Here is a 14831-nt window from a genome sequence, read left to right as displayed (position 1 = left end):
TTATATCTGCCCTTCTTGTGACAGAATAGCAGGACGATTAGACATGATAACCCAAGCTGCTGTGACTGAAGACCGTAATTTCGACGATATTGCCCACAAATTTGCAAAAAACATATACGGCTCTGACAAAGGCGAGATTCGCCAAGTCATTGTCTGGCAAGATCTTGAGCAAGCGCTCGCCAAACTGGGCGCCGAGACTCAAACCCTGCAAGTGCTTGACGCAGGCGGAGGCCTTGCGCAAATGTCGCAAAAGATTGCCAAGCTCGGACATCAAGTGGCGCTGTGTGATCTATCTTCTGAGATGCTGCAACTAGCAAAACAAGAAATAGAACGCAATGGTCTACTCGACCGCTACCGCCTGATCCATTCTCCTGTGCAGGAGATTGCTCAGCATATGGATAACCAAGTGGATTTGGTGATGTTCCACGCCGTAATGGAGTGGTTGGTCGATCCAAAAACAGCGTTGCAAACATTGCTTGAACAAGTCAAAACCGATGGTATCGCTTCGGTGATGTTTTATAACCATCATGGTTTGGTCTATAAAAATGTCGTATGTGGCAACATTCCGCACGTGCTAGATGGCATGCCACACCGTAAACGATTTAAACTCCAGCCGCAGAAAGGCTTGATTCCTGAAGAGGTCTATCAATGGATCGAAGAGGCGGGTTTTGAAATCTGTGGTAAATCTGGCATTCGCTGTTTCAGTGATTACATCGGTAATCGCCAAAATATGGGCGAGTTCCAGTATGAAGATGTGTTGGCACTAGAAGAAAAATTGTGCCGACAAGAGCCTTACCTCTCACTAGGTCGATACATTCATGTATGGGCGAAGAAGAAAGATAAACAGGAAGAACAATGAGTGAGATGACTCTCAATGTTGCTGAGCAGCCGATTGATGAATTGGTCGGCTGGGTTAAGCAACACGATTTCTCATTGAACCTAAGTAGCGAAAGATTGGCTTTTCTTATCGCGATCTCTGTATTGAGTAACAAACGGTTTGATGAAGAATTGGGTGAAGGTGAACTCCATGATGCGTTCACTATCGTCACTCGATTATTTGAAGATACGGGCGAAGCCTCTGCGTTTCGAGCGAACAATGCCATCAATGAAATGGTAAAGCAGCGTCTAATTAGCCGTTTTACCAGCGAAATCAATGATGGTGTCAGTATTTATCGCTTGTCGCCTTTGGCGATTGGTATTACCGATTACTATGTGCGTCACCGTGAGTTCTCTCGTCTTAAGCTATCGATTCAGTTGTCGATGGTGGCCGATGAGATGGCAAAAGCGATTGAAGCGGCGCAAAAAGGCGGCACGGCCGGTCACTGGAAGAAGAATGTTTACGGGGTTCTAAAATACTCAGTAGGCGAAATTTTTGACCAAATCGATCTTAACCAGCGTGTGATGGATGAGCAGCAGCAGTCGGTTAAACTGCAAATTGCCGAACTGCTTAATAAAGATTGGCGTGAAGCGATCAACAACTGTGAAGCTTTATTGTCTGAAACCTCAACCACTCTACGTGAGTTGCAAGATACCTTGCAGGCGGCGGGTGATGAGCTGCAAACGCAAATTTTAGATATCCAAGAAATCATCTACGGTGATGAAGAGCTTGAGTTTGTTGAAGAGACTTTGTTTGGCCTCCAGATGAAGCTTGACCGCATTACTCGTTGGGGTCAGCAAGCAATTGACCTCTGGATTGGTTACGACCGTCACGTACATAAGTTTATTCGTACCGCGATCGATATGGATAAGAACCGTGCCTTTAGCACACGTCTGCGCCAATCAATGAAAGACTACTTCGATATGCCTTGGTTCTTAACCTATGCCGACGCTGAGCGTCTGAGCGACTTACGTGATGAAGCCCTTGTGCTGCGTGACGATGAAGTGACCGGTCAAGTGCCACTAGAAGTAGAATACGAAGAGTTTCAACAAGTCAATGATGAGCTGTCTGAGCGCATTGGTGAGATGCTTAAAGCGCATAAAGAGCGTGGCATGCCAATCGATTTAGGTACGGTGTTGCGCGATTATTTGGCTCAACATCCTCGCACTCATCATTTTGATTTAGCCCGAATAGTGGTCGACCAAGCCGTCAGAATGGGTTACTCCGAAGCGGATTACCAAGCGGTTCAGCCAGACTGGCAAGCGATCAACGAATTTGGTGCAAAGGTACAAGCAAATGTCATCGACCGATACTAATGAATACATGCCAGAAAAACTGGCAAAAGCGATTTCCAACCCTCTGTTCCCAGCACTCGATAGCGTGTTACGTGCCGGGCGTCATATTTCAAGTGAAGATCTAGATAACCATGCTTTGTTGTCAGATTTTGAAACCGAATTAGCGCTATTTTATCAGCGTTACAACACTGAACTTGTAAAAGCACCAGAAGGCTTCTTCTACTTGCGTCCACGTTCAACCTCATTGATCAGCCGCAGCGTGCTGTCTGAGCTTGATATGCTGGTGGGCAAAGTACTGTGTTTCCTATATCTGAGCCCAGAGCGTTTGGCTCATGAAGGTATTTTCACCAATCAAGAGTTGTACGACGAACTGCTGCAATTAACTGATGAAAATAAGTTAATGAAGTTAGTGACCAACCGTGCAACAGGGACCGATCTCGATAAAGAGAAGCTATTTGATAAAGTGCGTACCTCTTTGCGTCGTCTTCGTCGTCTTGGCATGATCATCAATATCGGTGAAACCGGTAAATTCCGAATCAGTGAAGCCGTGTTCCGCTTTGGTGCGGATGTTCGTGTGGGTGATGATATGCGTGAAGCGCAATTGCGTCTGATCCGTGATGGTGAGGCTGTAATTCATACCCAAGAGCCAAGCCAAGGTAGCTTGCTTAATGACGATGATCACCAAGAACAAGAAGAATTAGAGGGTGAAGCATGATTCAACGCGGTAAATATCAATCACTGACCATGATCAACTGGAACGGTTTTTTTGCTCGTACTTTTGATATTGATGGTCTCGTTACCACGCTATCAGGCGGTAACGGCGCAGGTAAGTCGACCACGATGGCGGCATTTATCACCGCCCTTATTCCTGACCAAACACTATTGCACTTCCGTAACACCACAGAAGCGGGCAGTAGCCAAGCTTCTCGCGATAAAGGTTTATACGGTAAGCTGCAGCCTGGCGCCTGTTATGCTGCGCTAGACGTAGTTAACTCTCGTAATCAACGTCTATTATTTGCTGTGAAGCTACAGCAGGTCGCGGGTCGTGATAAGAAAGTAGATATCAAACCGTTTGTGATCCAAGGCTTACCAAGCCATGTAAAACCAACCGATCTACTGATTGAAAGCGTGTCTGAAACACAAGCTCGTGTGCGTCAAATTAACGAAGTGAAAGAGAGCGTTGCGCAGTACGAAGGCGTGCAATTCAAAGCGTTTCCATCGATTGTTGATTACCATGCGCAAATGTTTGAGTACGGCGTTATCCCGAAAAAACTGCGTAACTCAGCAGACCGTTCAAAATTCTATCGCCTGATTGAAGCCTCTCTTTACGGTGGTATCTCAAGTGCGATCACTCGTTCACTGCGTGACTACTTACTGCCACAAAACGGCGGGGTGAAGAAAGCCTTCCAAGATATGGAATCGGCACTGCGTGAAAACCGCATGACGCTCGAAGCGATCAAAACCACCCAAGCTGACCGTGACTTGTTCAAACATTTGATTACCGAATCGACTAATTACGTGGCGGCTGATTACATGCGCCATGCCAATGAGCGCCGTAACAAAATTGAACAAACTATGTCATTGCGTGGTGAATTGTTTGGTTCGCGTCAAAGCTTGATTGAGCAAAACAACCTGCTAAATCGCGTGCAAGAAGAGTTAGAACTGCTGATTGAAGGTGAAGCGGCACTAGAGCAAGATCACCAAGCGGCATCAGACCATCTGCAATTAGTACAAAACGCTCTGCGTCAGCAAGAAAAAATTGCCCGTTACCAAGAAGATCTTGAAGAGCTCAGTGAGCGTCTTGAAGAGCAAGCGATGGTAGTGGAAGAAGCGCAAGAACGCGTGCTGATGTCTGAAGAGCAGGCGACCGTTGCTGAAGAAGAAGTCGATAGCCTGAAAACCCAGTTGGCTGATTACCAGCAAGCGTTGGACATGCAGCAAACCCGTGCATTGCAATATCAACAAGCGGTTGAAGCGTTAGGCAAAGCACAACAATTGTTGGCGGATAACTCTTTAACGGCTGAGACGGCACAAGCGTTAGTTTCAGAGTTAAAACATCGCGAAACCGAAAATACCACCACGCTATTAGCACTGAAACATAAATTAGATATGTCATCAGCGGCGGTTAAGCAGTTTGAAACCGCATTGCGTTTAGTCCGTAGCATCCAAGGTGATGTGCCTCGTGAGCAAGCAGCAGCCCAAGCCAAGCTAGTGATTAATCAAGCTCGTGAAGCTAAGCAAGTCAGTGAGAACGAAGCGCAATGGCGTGCGCAACATCGCGATCTTGAGGGGAGCTTGAACCAACAGCGCCAAGCGCGCGAGTTGGGCCGAGATTACCATAAGCAGCACAACGTTGAGCTGATTGATGAGCTGAGTTTCGAGCAAGAGCGTGAGCGTCATGCTGCGCAAATTGAATCGCTAGAGTACGCGCAAGAAGATTTGCGTGAACAACGCAGTGAGCAACGTCGCGTAGAGCAAGATGCACAGGCTGAAATTAGCAAACTTGAAGCGATTGCCCCGGCTTGGATTGCTGCCAATGACGCTCTTGAGAGCCTAAAAGAGCAAAGTGGCGCAGAGCTGTTTGATAGCCAAGCGGTCATGACACAAATGCAATTGGTGCTTGAGGAAGAGAAACAGCAGTCGATCGCTAAAGATAAGTTGGCAGAGCGTCGCAGCTTCCTTGATAGTGAAATTGAACGTTTAGCCTCTCCGGGTGGCTCGAACGATCCGCGTGTAAAAGGCCTCGCTGATACACTTGGTGGTGTGCTGCTGTCTGAAATTTACGATGACATTACCTTGAGTGATGCGCCATATTTCAGTGCGATGTACGGCCCGGCGCGTCATGCGATTGTGGTCTCTGATCTTGCGGGCATCGAAGAAAAACTGGTTGAACTGGATGATTGTCCAGAAGATCTGTACATCATCGAAGGTGACATTGACGCGTTCGATGACAGCTCATTTGATGCGGAAGAGCTTGAAGGCGCGGTATGTGTTCGTTTGAATGAGCGACAACTACGTTACTCGCGCTTGCCTGAGATCCCACTGTTTGGTCGCGCTGCTCGTGAGCAACGTTTGGAGTTGTTACGTGAAGAACGTGAAGAAGTGGTCGAGAACCATGCTAAGGCTGCGTTCGATTCACAAAAGCTTCAGCGTCTATATCAAGCCTTCAACAACTTTGTGGCTAAGCATATTCAAGTTGCTTTCCAAGCTGACCCAGAAAAAGCGCTATTGGCGGTACGTGAAAAACGTAGCCAAGCAGCCCGTATTCTCTCTGATCTTGATAGCAAAGAGCAGCAGCAACGCACTCAGCTAATGGCGAGCAAACAAGCGGTTTCATTGCTTGATAAGTTAGCTCCAATCATGCGTTTTATCGAAGACGAAACGCTAGAGGCGCGCTTTGCTGAAGTGGAAGAAAAACTGGCGCAAGTCTCGCAAGCGAAAGGTTTCTTATCACTGCATGCGAAAGCGGTGAGTGAACTGGAAAGTGTGATCAGTGCGTTGGATGTTGACCCTGAGCAGTTTGATGCGCTTGAAGCGGATTACCAAGCCGCGGATGGTCGACTGCAGACTCTGAAGACACAAATCTTTGCTCTATCAGATTTAGTTGAACGTCGTCATTACTTCGCTTATTCCGACTCTGTGGCGCTACTCAGTAAGAGCAGTGAACTGAGTGAGCAACTTAAAGCGAAACTGGTACAAGCTGAGCGTATGCGTACTCGCAGTCGTGATGAGCTAAAACAGACTCGCGAACAGATGAACCAGTACAACCAAGTATTGGCGTCATTAAAGAGCTCTCATCATGCGAAGTTGGAAACGGTTCAAGAATTTAAGCAAGAGCTACAAGAGTTTGGTGTAACCGCAGACGAAGGTGCAGCAGAACGTGCTCAGCGTCGTCGTGACGAACTGCAAGAGCGTCTACATACCTCTCGTAGCCGTAAGAGTGAGCATGAGCGCACGATTACATCAACTGAACTTGAAATGAAGACGCTGGCTAAGCGTATGAAGAAAGTGCAGAAGGAATACACTGAGCTGCGCACTTTTGTGGTGTTAGCGAAAGCAGGTTGGTGTTCAGTGCTGCGTCTTGCACGTGCGAATGACGTAGAGCGTCGTTTGCATAAGCGTGAATTAGCCTACATGTCTGCGGCTGAGCTACGCTCAATGTCGGATAAATCGTTGGGTGCATTGCGCTTAGCAGTCTCTGACAATGATGATCTGCGCGATTCATTACGTCTTTCTGAAGATACCGCTTACCCAGAGCGTAAAGTGCTGTTTTATATCGCGGTTTACCAACATCTGCGTGAGCGTATCCGCCAAGATATCATTCGCACCGATGATCCGGTTGAAGCGATTGAAGAGATGGAAGTGGAGCTAGCACGTCTAACAGAAGAGCTAACTCAGCGTGAGAACCGTTTGGCGATCAGCTCTGACTCGGTAGCGAGCATCATTAAGAAGACCATTCAACGTGAACAAAACCGCATTCGTATGCTGAACCAAGGCCTATCTAACATTGGCTTTGGTCAAGTGAAAGGCGTGCGTTTGAATGTTAAGGTGCGCGAAAGCCATGAGGTGTTACTCCAAGGTCTTGCGACTCAACAAGAGCAACACAAAGATCTGTTTGAAAGCCCACGCTTTACCTTCTCAGAAGCGATGGCCAAGCTGTTCCAACGCGTTAACCCACATATCGACATGGGTCAACGTTCGCCACAAGTCTTGGGTGAAGAACTGTTGGATTACCGCAACTACCTAGAGCTAAGCGTTGAAGTTTGCCGTGGTGCAGATGGTTGGTTACAAGCAGAGTCGGGTGCACTTTCAACTGGTGAGGCTATTGGTACTGGTCAGTCAATTCTATTGATGGTAGTACAGAGCTGGGAGGAAGAATCGCGTCGTCTACGCAGTAAAGACATTATTCCATGTCGTTTATTGTTCCTTGATGAAGCGGCTCGTTTGGATACCAAGTCTATCTCTACTCTATTTGAATTGTGTGACCGTTTGGATATGCAGCTTCTTATCGCGGCACCTGAAAACATCAGCCCAGAAAAAGGTACAACCTACAAACTGGTGCGTAAGGTGTTTAAAGACCACGAACATGTACACGTGGTGGGTCTACGCGGCTTTGGTCAAACAGAGCAACCAAAGAGTGATGCACAGCAGTTGATCGAAGAGTTGTAATTGAACTAGTCAAGTTGGCATTAGTCAATCGAAGTAAATAATAAAACGCCATGCAGTCTTTTAGGTTGCATGGCGTTTTTATTTTCCTGAGTTTTACATCGACTAAAATGATAGTTCTATCTATTGGGTTGGTCATTATCAGCGTTGTAAACTAGCATATTGGACTAACTAGTTCGTTGTAATTAATGGAAAGTGCCTATTATATTCATAAGTTCGGATGAATATACCAAAAAATATAGTGTAAAAATCATTCTCAAAATTTAGACGGGTCATTATCGTACAATTGCCTTGCAACACAGTTTATATATTTATGTATTTTTAAGGTAAGTGATGTACAAACTATTTTTTATCCCATTTTTAGTATTTATCACTGGTTATTCTGCTGCGAGCGATGAAATCAGTGTCGACTTAAATAACTTAAGTAATGTGTCTCGAGTTGGTAATGAAATGCTTTCTATCGAAAGCGAGTTCAATGGATTTGAGATAAATAGGCCGTTAGGTTCGGTTGAATTACAAGGAATTGATTGGGTTTTTTATTCAAAGGATTCTTGGGAAAGCAAAGTAAATACAGATGCGATCTCACCGTTACAGGTGATAGGTAAATTTAATACTGAAAATGCGAAATCTGTTTTTAGCAATAATTTTAATTGCTCGACTGGTGTATCAAGAAATAAGTTGGCTTTTGCTGGTGTATTAACCGCGAAAGGAGGTTTTAGTTTTAATGTGTCTATGCTTCCGCCTGGATCATATAGGTTAGAACTCTATACACATAACTGGCTCTCTTCATCTGATGTTACCGCTTGTTTAAATACGCCCGTTGGTTGTGTCACGATTAAAAATGATATTACATTCGAAATGACCGGAATCAAAAATACTATTGAATTCATAACTCAAGGATTAACTGAAGAGCTGACCATTTCTTATATTGCAACTCCTCGACAGTTTGATTATCAACAAGCTCAGGGCTATCACGCACTAGAAGCAATCAAAATAACGGAGGTCAAATAATGAAACGTCTATTGCTTGTATTGGCTGTTATAGTTTCTTTTACTACGAGTGCTGGTTCTGGTCGCACTGACCGATCGATAACACAACATAAAGAATTTGCTCTACAAACTAAATTTGATTTCGCATGTGGATTAAATGGGGGCTCAGCGACATTGATTGACCCATTTTGGGTTATTACTGCTAATCATGTGAGTACGGCCAAAGCCGATGGCGACAACACATTAAATTGTTTTTCTTTTGAGAAAGATAAGAATGGTGAGTACAAGAAAATTAGACATGTGGTTGCGAGAGCTGAGCAGAAAAACAATTTAGGAGAATACGAATTTCCATATTTTAATGATCGTGGATTTGGTGATTTTGCTTTAGTACGTTTAGATACGCCAGTGATAGGTATTAAGCCAGCCAGGTTGCCGACTAGAGATATGATTGACTACGACAAAACTTATACTGTTACTCAAATTGGTTTTGGTAACTATGACGGTCGTAATGGTGGTAACAAGCAAGTGATCTACAGTGCTTACGAAGATCGTTGGTTGGCAGAATACTCCCATACCCCCAATGTAATGCAAGCCACGGAGTTGAATTGGTTGGCGATACATGGTGATTCAGGTTCTGGTATTACCATTGAGCGTGATGGTGAGCATTACATTATAGGCGAGATTGGATTGCAGTACAGCACGCAAGAACTAGGGTGGTCAGATACATTTGATGATGTGATTGCTCGTTTGCCTTTCATTAAAGAAACCATTAAAAGCCAGAGCTTTGCTTACGCTGAAGTCATTGATTTTGAGCAGGTTAGATGGGAACCGCAAACACAAGAAAGCATTGAAAATCTGCATGCCGGTTTTTCACATTGGTGGGCATTAAATGTTGATTTCAATGGAACGGAATGGAAAGAAAGTGGTGAATTGTATTCTCATATTTACGCAGATTCAGGCCAAATTTACAGCATAGAAGCGGTAATTCCAGAGGGTATTGCAGCATTCGATCTTTTCGTTAATGGTCGTCATGTCGCCCACAATATCGATGCGACCGAGCAATCGCTAAAAGTAACAGTGAATGCGTTTAAACAAATGACTGATTTGATCAAAATAGAATTTAGACCAATTAATCCAACGGGTGAGCGTATCATATTAGACCACCTTATCGTCAAAGAGCATCAACCTAAGTAAACATAGCATTACTAGTTAGAGCGCTTGTGTAGAGAGCTGTGCAGATTCCTGTATCGCTCTCTACAAAGCGAGTTCTCTCTATTGTGATGGCGGCTTATGTTGATTGGGATAAGTGTAGGTTAGATATGACAAATGTAATAGAACAAGCGGCAGTTTACTTAGATGAGTTGATGACGTCATTGAGAGCGAAACAAAATAGAGAAGATGAGGAAAAAGCGAATCTTCTTCAAGATTGTTCGTGTGCTCTGCGTAGTGATATGCAACTACCCGGAGTTACGATCAAACAAATTAAAAAGTGCGTTGGCCAATATGATGATTGTGCGCCAAAACAACAATGATACTCTTCGGAGAAGAGTCGCGCTTATTACTATCTGTCAGTCTATATAGAGGTGACATATGAAACTATTAATAATTTTGATTTTAATGGGTCTGTTCGGTTGCGCAAACAATAGAAACGAGCCACGAAATATGCCCGATCCAGATACTACTTCAGCAGAAGACGATATTGGTGGTGTCATCGGTTGTGCAATCGTTATCGCCACCGATTCCCCACACGGAGATTGCGAAACACAACGTAATTAATAGTGTCGTTTGATTGGCCTTATGTGTACACCTATCGTTTGAAGTGAAAGCAAATTGAGGCAAAGCTCCCCAATTTGCTTTTTGAGAATATGATTAGCGGGGCGTAGCGAAGTGTTTCACCGCATAGGCAACGCGTTCTTCAGGTTTTGGATAGTCTGCAGGTATGCCAAGGTTTTCAATATGACGTAGACGAGGCAATAAACCAGCACCGTTGGCGATTTGAATCGCCAAGCCCGGACGCGCATTGAGCTCCAATACCATTGGGCCTTCTTCTTTATCGAGAACCATGTCGGTTCCCATGTAGCCAAGTCCGGTCATCTCCCATGCACTTGAAGCAAGCACGAGAAGTTTCTCCCAATGCGGCACTTGCAGTGTCATCAGATCTTTATCGGTATCAGGATGAAGGCTGATAGGTTGGTCAAACTGTACCGCACGAATAGCGCGGCCAGTGGCGATATCTAATCCAACGCCGACAGCACCTTGGTGTAAGTTTGCTTTACCATCAGAGGCAGAAGTTGAACAGCGCATCATCGCCATAACAGGATAGCCTTTGAAAACGATAATACGCACGTCAGGTACACCTTCGTAACTGAAGCCCTCGAAGCAGTCATCAAACTTGATAAGGTTTTCGACCACTGCGACATCGTTTTTACCGCCAAGCGAGAACAATCCCGCAAGAGCGTTACTGATGTGACGTTCAACATCTTCTTGGTTGATGGTTGCACCAGACGGTTTAGTGTAAACACCATCTTTATGCGAAATCACCACCAAAATACCTTTACCGCCACTACCTTGAGCTGGCTTAATGACAAAGCCAGGCCAGTCCTTGACCATATTATGAATCTTGCCCACATCGGCTTGATGGCGGATCACCCCAATCAGCTTCGGCACCGTCGCCCCGGCTTCTTGGGCGATAATTTTAGTTTTTAACTTATCATCCACCAAAGGGTATTTTGAGCGATCATTGTAGCGACCAATGTAACTGTGGTTACGTTGGTTCATGCCCATAATACCTTTATGTCGCAACTTGAACGGCGAGGTAAAGCGAGAAGCTAAGCGAGAAAGAAACATAGGCTTAATCCTCAACTAATGGCTTAAAGCGACGCAGTTCAGTCAGGCGGTAACCTGTGTAAGTACCGAGTAATAGAATACAAGCCAACACGACTAGCTGTAGGCCGATAAAGTTAAAAGTAAGGTGCTGAACATAAGCGTTGGTCATCGCTAGATAAACAAGAACCGCGGTCATCAATGAGCCACCACCTTGCAGTACCACTTCTTTCGGCCCTTCCTCTTCCCATAGAATCGACATACGTTCGATAGTCCATGACAAGATGATCATTGGGAAGAAAGTAATCGATAGACCTTCAGTCAGACCTACTTTAAAGGCCACGACGGTAAATACAGAAATAATCATGATTACGGTGATGATCACCGCAGAGATCCGAGCGACGAGCAACAAGTTAAGCCTTGAGAGGTAACTACGGATCACCAAACCCGTACCGACAATCAAAAGGAAGCCGACAATGCCGGTGACAAGCTGAGTCTGCACGAAGGCTACCGCAATCAGCACTGGCATAAAGGTACCTGAGGTTTTCAAACCAATGATCACACGCAGGAAGACCACGATTAGCGCACCAATTGGGATCAGCATGATGGTTTTAAACATCGCTTGCTCTTCTAGCGGTAAGCTGTGGATCGATAAGTTGAGTAAGCCGTCCGCTTCTACTTTATCTGCCGTCGCCTGCTGTGGCGAAACTTCTTGAGCAATCATCGAGAAGTGTACTTGGCTGTTCTGACCACCGACTAAATCAAGCAAAGAAACGTTAGATTCATCCCACACCAAAATATTGGGAGAGATAGTTTGGCTTGCGGTTTCAGGGTTAAACAGTTGCCATTGGCTTCCGTCCCATACTTGGTTCATGTGTTGAATGGTTTGACGACGACGGCCATCTTCCAGTTCAATGACGCCGACAATTTTGCTTTCAATCTTGCTGAAAGAGAGAATTTTGTAGACCGCTTCGACCTTCGACATCTTATTGAGAATTAATGCCGCGTTTTGGCTGTCATTGTCATTCAGTTGTTTGATCAGTTCGCGAGTGAAGGTTACATCATCGGCAGAGCGTTTATTCGCGCGTTCAATAAGCGCGATAGCCGCTGCTTCAGTAGGGCCATCAAAAGTTGGCGCGGTGATTTCTGCGTCAGGTGCAATCGGTGCAACCTTGGCTTGAGGGTCGACTAAAAACTGTGCTTTATAGTAGATAGTTTCCGCCCCAGAAGCTTGGCGAATTGACCATTCTGCGCGACGGCCAGAATCGGTTTTGACGTACGAAACCCCGTAGCCTGGTGATGAGGAGGACTCGCTAACAAGCGTAAAGCCCGTTTGCGTATCAGGTACAGCTAATGACGCTTTAACGGGTTTATTTTCGGCATCAAACTGCACGCGCGCTTCAATGTCCCAAACCTGACGTGTTTCGCCCGGTGTCCATGGTACGCCATAGCTTTGGTGTCTAAAGATACTCAGTGCAATACCGGCAATAACCAGCAAGCTGACGAAAATGTAAAAAGGGACTTTTGAAGTCATAAAAGGCCTTTGTGGTTTATTCTTTTTCAGACTGAACGTATTTCTTACTTACGTCCACGACGGCGATATCTTTAATAAATTCACGCCCGAGCAGTACAGGATGGCTCATTTGTGAGCGGTCTGCCAAGGTAAACTGCGCTTTTTCATGGATTTTCCCAACTTTAACCCATAGCTCAACAACCGCACGACGCTCAACTTCTTCGTTGGTTGACTGGCGAATTTTAACGAATTTCAGCACCGGTGCTTCAATCCAGTTTTCGTCATTCATTGGGGTTTTATCATCAGAAAGGTGGAAGCGAACCCATTTCTTACCGTTACGTTCAAACTGTTCGATATCGACTGCGTTAAGCGAAGAAGTGGCCGCGCCAGTATCGACACGCGCATCAAAGGTCTGTTTGATGGAGTCAATTGTCACGCGTTCAATTTCGCCTAACACGACACCATGGCTTGGATTGGTCGCGGTTGGCACAACAACGGGAACAACACTTTTGTTTTGTTGAACGGAGACTTCGCTGATTTTTGCGAGAGTTTCTTGCTGCAATTCCTGCGAACTTTGATGAAGTTGGGTAAGTTGCTCTTCTAAGCCAGCAATTTGATCAGATTGGAGTAAAACTTGTGAATGGAGAGATTCAATCTGCGTGCTTAGATTAGTTTCAACGTCGTGAAGGGTAGCAAGAGTTTGCTGATGATACTGTTCGCCTTTAGTCAGTGTGCAACCTGACAAGAGTGCAACAACGATAACTGGAGTGATACGGATGAACATTAAAACGCCTACGGTACATTGTGTTTGTTATCAACAATCAGAACTGGCTGAGTACGATTGCTGATAATGATATGAGTTAACTAACATTTTGATTTTAGCTCAAGGTTTGGGAAACCTCATAGAGGAAGATCAAAAAGTTCTCACAAGGAGAGAAAGCAACCCTAAACCAGTATAAAAAAGTAAGGATGCATTATGCATCCTTATACCGTTTTGTCTAAGGTTACTGATATGAGATTTACTCTGAGTTAAATCTATGTCAAGAAATGATAAGCGTGCGACGTTTTTACGAAATATTTCTATGGTTTAGTTGCGACTAATACTGCTCTACGTGGCGCAGGATGACCTTCAACTGTTTTGCTTGAATCATTTGGATCAAGGTAATCTGGCAGTGAATTATGCGTCATCCAATCTGTGGTGCGTTGTTCACCCACCGAAGTGACATTCTCATCGACGATGCGCACATCAACAAAGCCGACTTGCTCTAACCATACTTTGAGCGCTTTTGCCGACGGGAAGAAGTAGACGTTGCGCATTTGCGCATAGCGGTCAACAGGAACAAGAACAGACGTTTCGTCACCTTCAATCACCAAGGTTTCTAGTACTAACTCACCACCTGAGACTAATTGGTCTTTAAGTTGAATCAGATGATCCAGCGGTGAACGGCGGTGATAAAGCACGCCCATACTAAATACAGTATCAAACGCTTCCAGCTTTGGTAATTGTTCAATGCCTAGTGGCAGCAGGTGAGCGCGTTGATCATCGCCCATCATTTTGCGAATCGCTTCGAACTGAATGAGGAATAGGTGTGACGGGTCGATACCAACACACAAACGTGCACCTGCACCAAGCATGCGCCACATGTGGTAACCGTTACCACAACCAACATCAAGCACGTTACGATTTTTCAGTGGGCTGATGTGTGGCAATACGCGATCCCACTTCCAGTCACTGCGCCATTCAGTATCAATATGAATGCCATGCACATGGTACGGGCCTTTACGCCATGGGTGGAACGTGCGTAGCAAGTTCTCTAGTTTTTTCAGCTCGCCAGTGTGCATTGGCTCGTTATCCGAGATCGTAACAGACTCGGTGATATCGATATTGTCTGGCGTCCCCGCAGGGATTTTATTCAGTGCGCGCAACCAGCGATCAAAGTCGCCATGTTCGGCATTCTGCCAATCGGTCAGTTGTTGTGGCAAAACATTCAACCAAGGTTGCAGGCGCGTATCTTGGGCAATGAGTTGGTAAAAATTGGCAAAATTAAACATAGTTTTTCACTGAGTAAATAAAATATAAATTTGACACAAAGTGCAGAGCACCAAAAATGTCTCGCTTCTCGCTTCTCGCTTCTCGCTTCTCGCTTCTCGCTTCTCGCTTCTCGCTT

General features: G+C 45.2%; 12 protein-coding genes. 8 read left to right on the top strand and 4 right to left on the bottom strand.

Annotated elements, in window-relative coordinates; translation table 11 throughout:
* The first annotated feature begins 61 nt into the window (after positions 1-61).
* The 8 genes from cmoM (at position 62) to RH88_RS21820 (ending at position 10103) form a co-directional block, all read left to right on the top strand.
* Positions 62-859: a tRNA uridine 5-oxyacetic acid(34) methyltransferase CmoM gene (cmoM, locus tag RH88_RS21855; protein ID WP_086027423.1), complete on the top strand. Its 798-nt coding sequence runs from the start codon at positions 62-64 to the stop codon at positions 857-859.
* Positions 856-2193, top strand: a complete 1338-nt coding sequence (gene mukF / locus RH88_RS21850) for a chromosome partition protein MukF (RefSeq protein WP_005600127.1) — start codon at positions 856-858, stop codon at positions 2191-2193. Before cmoM ends, mukF begins: the two co-directional genes overlap by 4 nt.
* Positions 2174-2887: a chromosome partition protein MukE gene (mukE, locus tag RH88_RS21845; protein ID WP_005600126.1), complete on the top strand. Its 714-nt coding sequence runs from the start codon at positions 2174-2176 to the stop codon at positions 2885-2887. The genes mukF and mukE overlap by 20 nt, the downstream gene beginning before the upstream one ends.
* A complete protein-coding gene (gene mukB, locus RH88_RS21840; RefSeq protein WP_005600124.1) occupies positions 2884-7341 on the top strand; it encodes a chromosome partition protein MukB in 4458 nt (1485 codons plus the stop codon). Before mukE ends, mukB begins: the two co-directional genes overlap by 4 nt.
* A 330-nt stretch (positions 7342-7671) precedes the next feature.
* Entirely contained in the window at positions 7672-8349 is a 678-nt protein-coding gene (locus RH88_RS21835; RefSeq protein ID WP_005600123.1) for a hypothetical protein, read from the top strand.
* Positions 8349-9521 carry a trypsin-like serine peptidase gene (locus RH88_RS21830; protein WP_005600121.1) on the top strand — a complete coding sequence of 391 codons (1173 nt, stop codon included), beginning with the start codon at positions 8349-8351 and terminating at the stop codon, positions 9519-9521. The genes RH88_RS21835 and RH88_RS21830 overlap by 1 nt, the downstream gene beginning before the upstream one ends.
* Before the next feature lie 125 nt (positions 9522-9646).
* A complete protein-coding gene (locus tag RH88_RS21825) occupies positions 9647-9859 on the top strand; it encodes a hypothetical protein (RefSeq protein ID WP_138944315.1) in 213 nt (70 codons plus the stop codon).
* Between the two features lie 58 nt (positions 9860-9917).
* Positions 9918-10103: a hypothetical protein gene (locus RH88_RS21820; protein WP_005600118.1), complete on the top strand. Its 186-nt coding sequence runs from the start codon at positions 9918-9920 to the stop codon at positions 10101-10103.
* Positions 10104-10196: 93 nt separating this feature from the next.
* On the opposite strand, the gene RH88_RS21815 is transcribed toward RH88_RS21820, so the two are convergent.
* The 4 genes from RH88_RS21815 to cmoB form a co-directional block, all read right to left on the bottom strand.
* On the bottom strand, positions 10197-11174 hold the full coding sequence (locus tag RH88_RS21815) for an alpha-L-glutamate ligase-like protein (protein WP_005600116.1): 978 nt from the start codon (positions 11172-11174) through the stop codon (positions 10197-10199).
* A 4-nt stretch (positions 11175-11178) separates the two neighbouring features.
* On the bottom strand, positions 11179-12684 hold the full coding sequence (locus RH88_RS21810; protein ID WP_005600113.1) for an inactive transglutaminase family protein: 1506 nt from the start codon (positions 12682-12684) through the stop codon (positions 11179-11181).
* A gap of 16 nt (positions 12685-12700) precedes the next feature.
* Complete coding sequence (locus RH88_RS21805; RefSeq protein ID WP_005600111.1) at positions 12701-13447, bottom strand: ATP-dependent zinc protease family protein; 747 nt, start codon at positions 13445-13447, stop codon at positions 12701-12703.
* A 296-nt stretch (positions 13448-13743) separates the two neighbouring features.
* Positions 13744-14715, bottom strand: a complete 972-nt coding sequence (cmoB, locus tag RH88_RS21800) for a tRNA 5-methoxyuridine(34)/uridine 5-oxyacetic acid(34) synthase CmoB (RefSeq protein ID WP_005600109.1) — start codon at positions 14713-14715, stop codon at positions 13744-13746.
* Positions 14716-14831: the final 116 nt, after the last annotated feature.

Origin of the sequence: Vibrio scophthalmi LMG 19158, from assembly GCF_000222585.1 — a bacterium.
In the GTDB taxonomy this organism is placed as follows: domain Bacteria; phylum Pseudomonadota; class Gammaproteobacteria; order Enterobacterales; family Vibrionaceae; genus Vibrio; species Vibrio scophthalmi.
The sequence above is the reverse complement of the archived record's forward strand: the minus strand, read 5'-3'. Positions and strand labels throughout refer to the sequence as shown.

Coding starts and splice junctions, on each gene's coding strand:
- mukF (WP_005600127.1), top strand. CDS start 856: ATGAGTGAGATGACTCTCAATGTTGCTGAGCAGCCGATTGATGAATTG.
- mukE (WP_005600126.1), top strand. CDS start 2,174: ATGTCATCGACCGATACTAATGAATACATGCCAGAAAAACTGGCAAAA.
- mukB (WP_005600124.1), top strand. CDS start 2,884: ATGATTCAACGCGGTAAATATCAATCACTGACCATGATCAACTGGAAC.
- RH88_RS21835 (WP_005600123.1), top strand. CDS start 7,672: ATGTACAAACTATTTTTTATCCCATTTTTAGTATTTATCACTGGTTAT.
- RH88_RS21830 (WP_005600121.1), top strand. CDS start 8,349: ATGAAACGTCTATTGCTTGTATTGGCTGTTATAGTTTCTTTTACTACG.
- RH88_RS21825 (WP_138944315.1), top strand. CDS start 9,647: ATGACAAATGTAATAGAACAAGCGGCAGTTTACTTAGATGAGTTGATG.
- RH88_RS21820 (WP_005600118.1), top strand. CDS start 9,918: ATGAAACTATTAATAATTTTGATTTTAATGGGTCTGTTCGGTTGCGCA.
- RH88_RS21815 (WP_005600116.1), bottom strand. CDS start 11,174: ATGTTTCTTTCTCGCTTAGCTTCTCGCTTTACCTCGCCGTTCAAGTTG.
- RH88_RS21810 (WP_005600113.1), bottom strand. CDS start 12,684: ATGACTTCAAAAGTCCCTTTTTACATTTTCGTCAGCTTGCTGGTTATT.
- RH88_RS21805 (WP_005600111.1), bottom strand. CDS start 13,447: ATGTTCATCCGTATCACTCCAGTTATCGTTGTTGCACTCTTGTCAGGT.
- cmoB (WP_005600109.1), bottom strand. CDS start 14,715: ATGTTTAATTTTGCCAATTTTTACCAACTCATTGCCCAAGATACGCGC.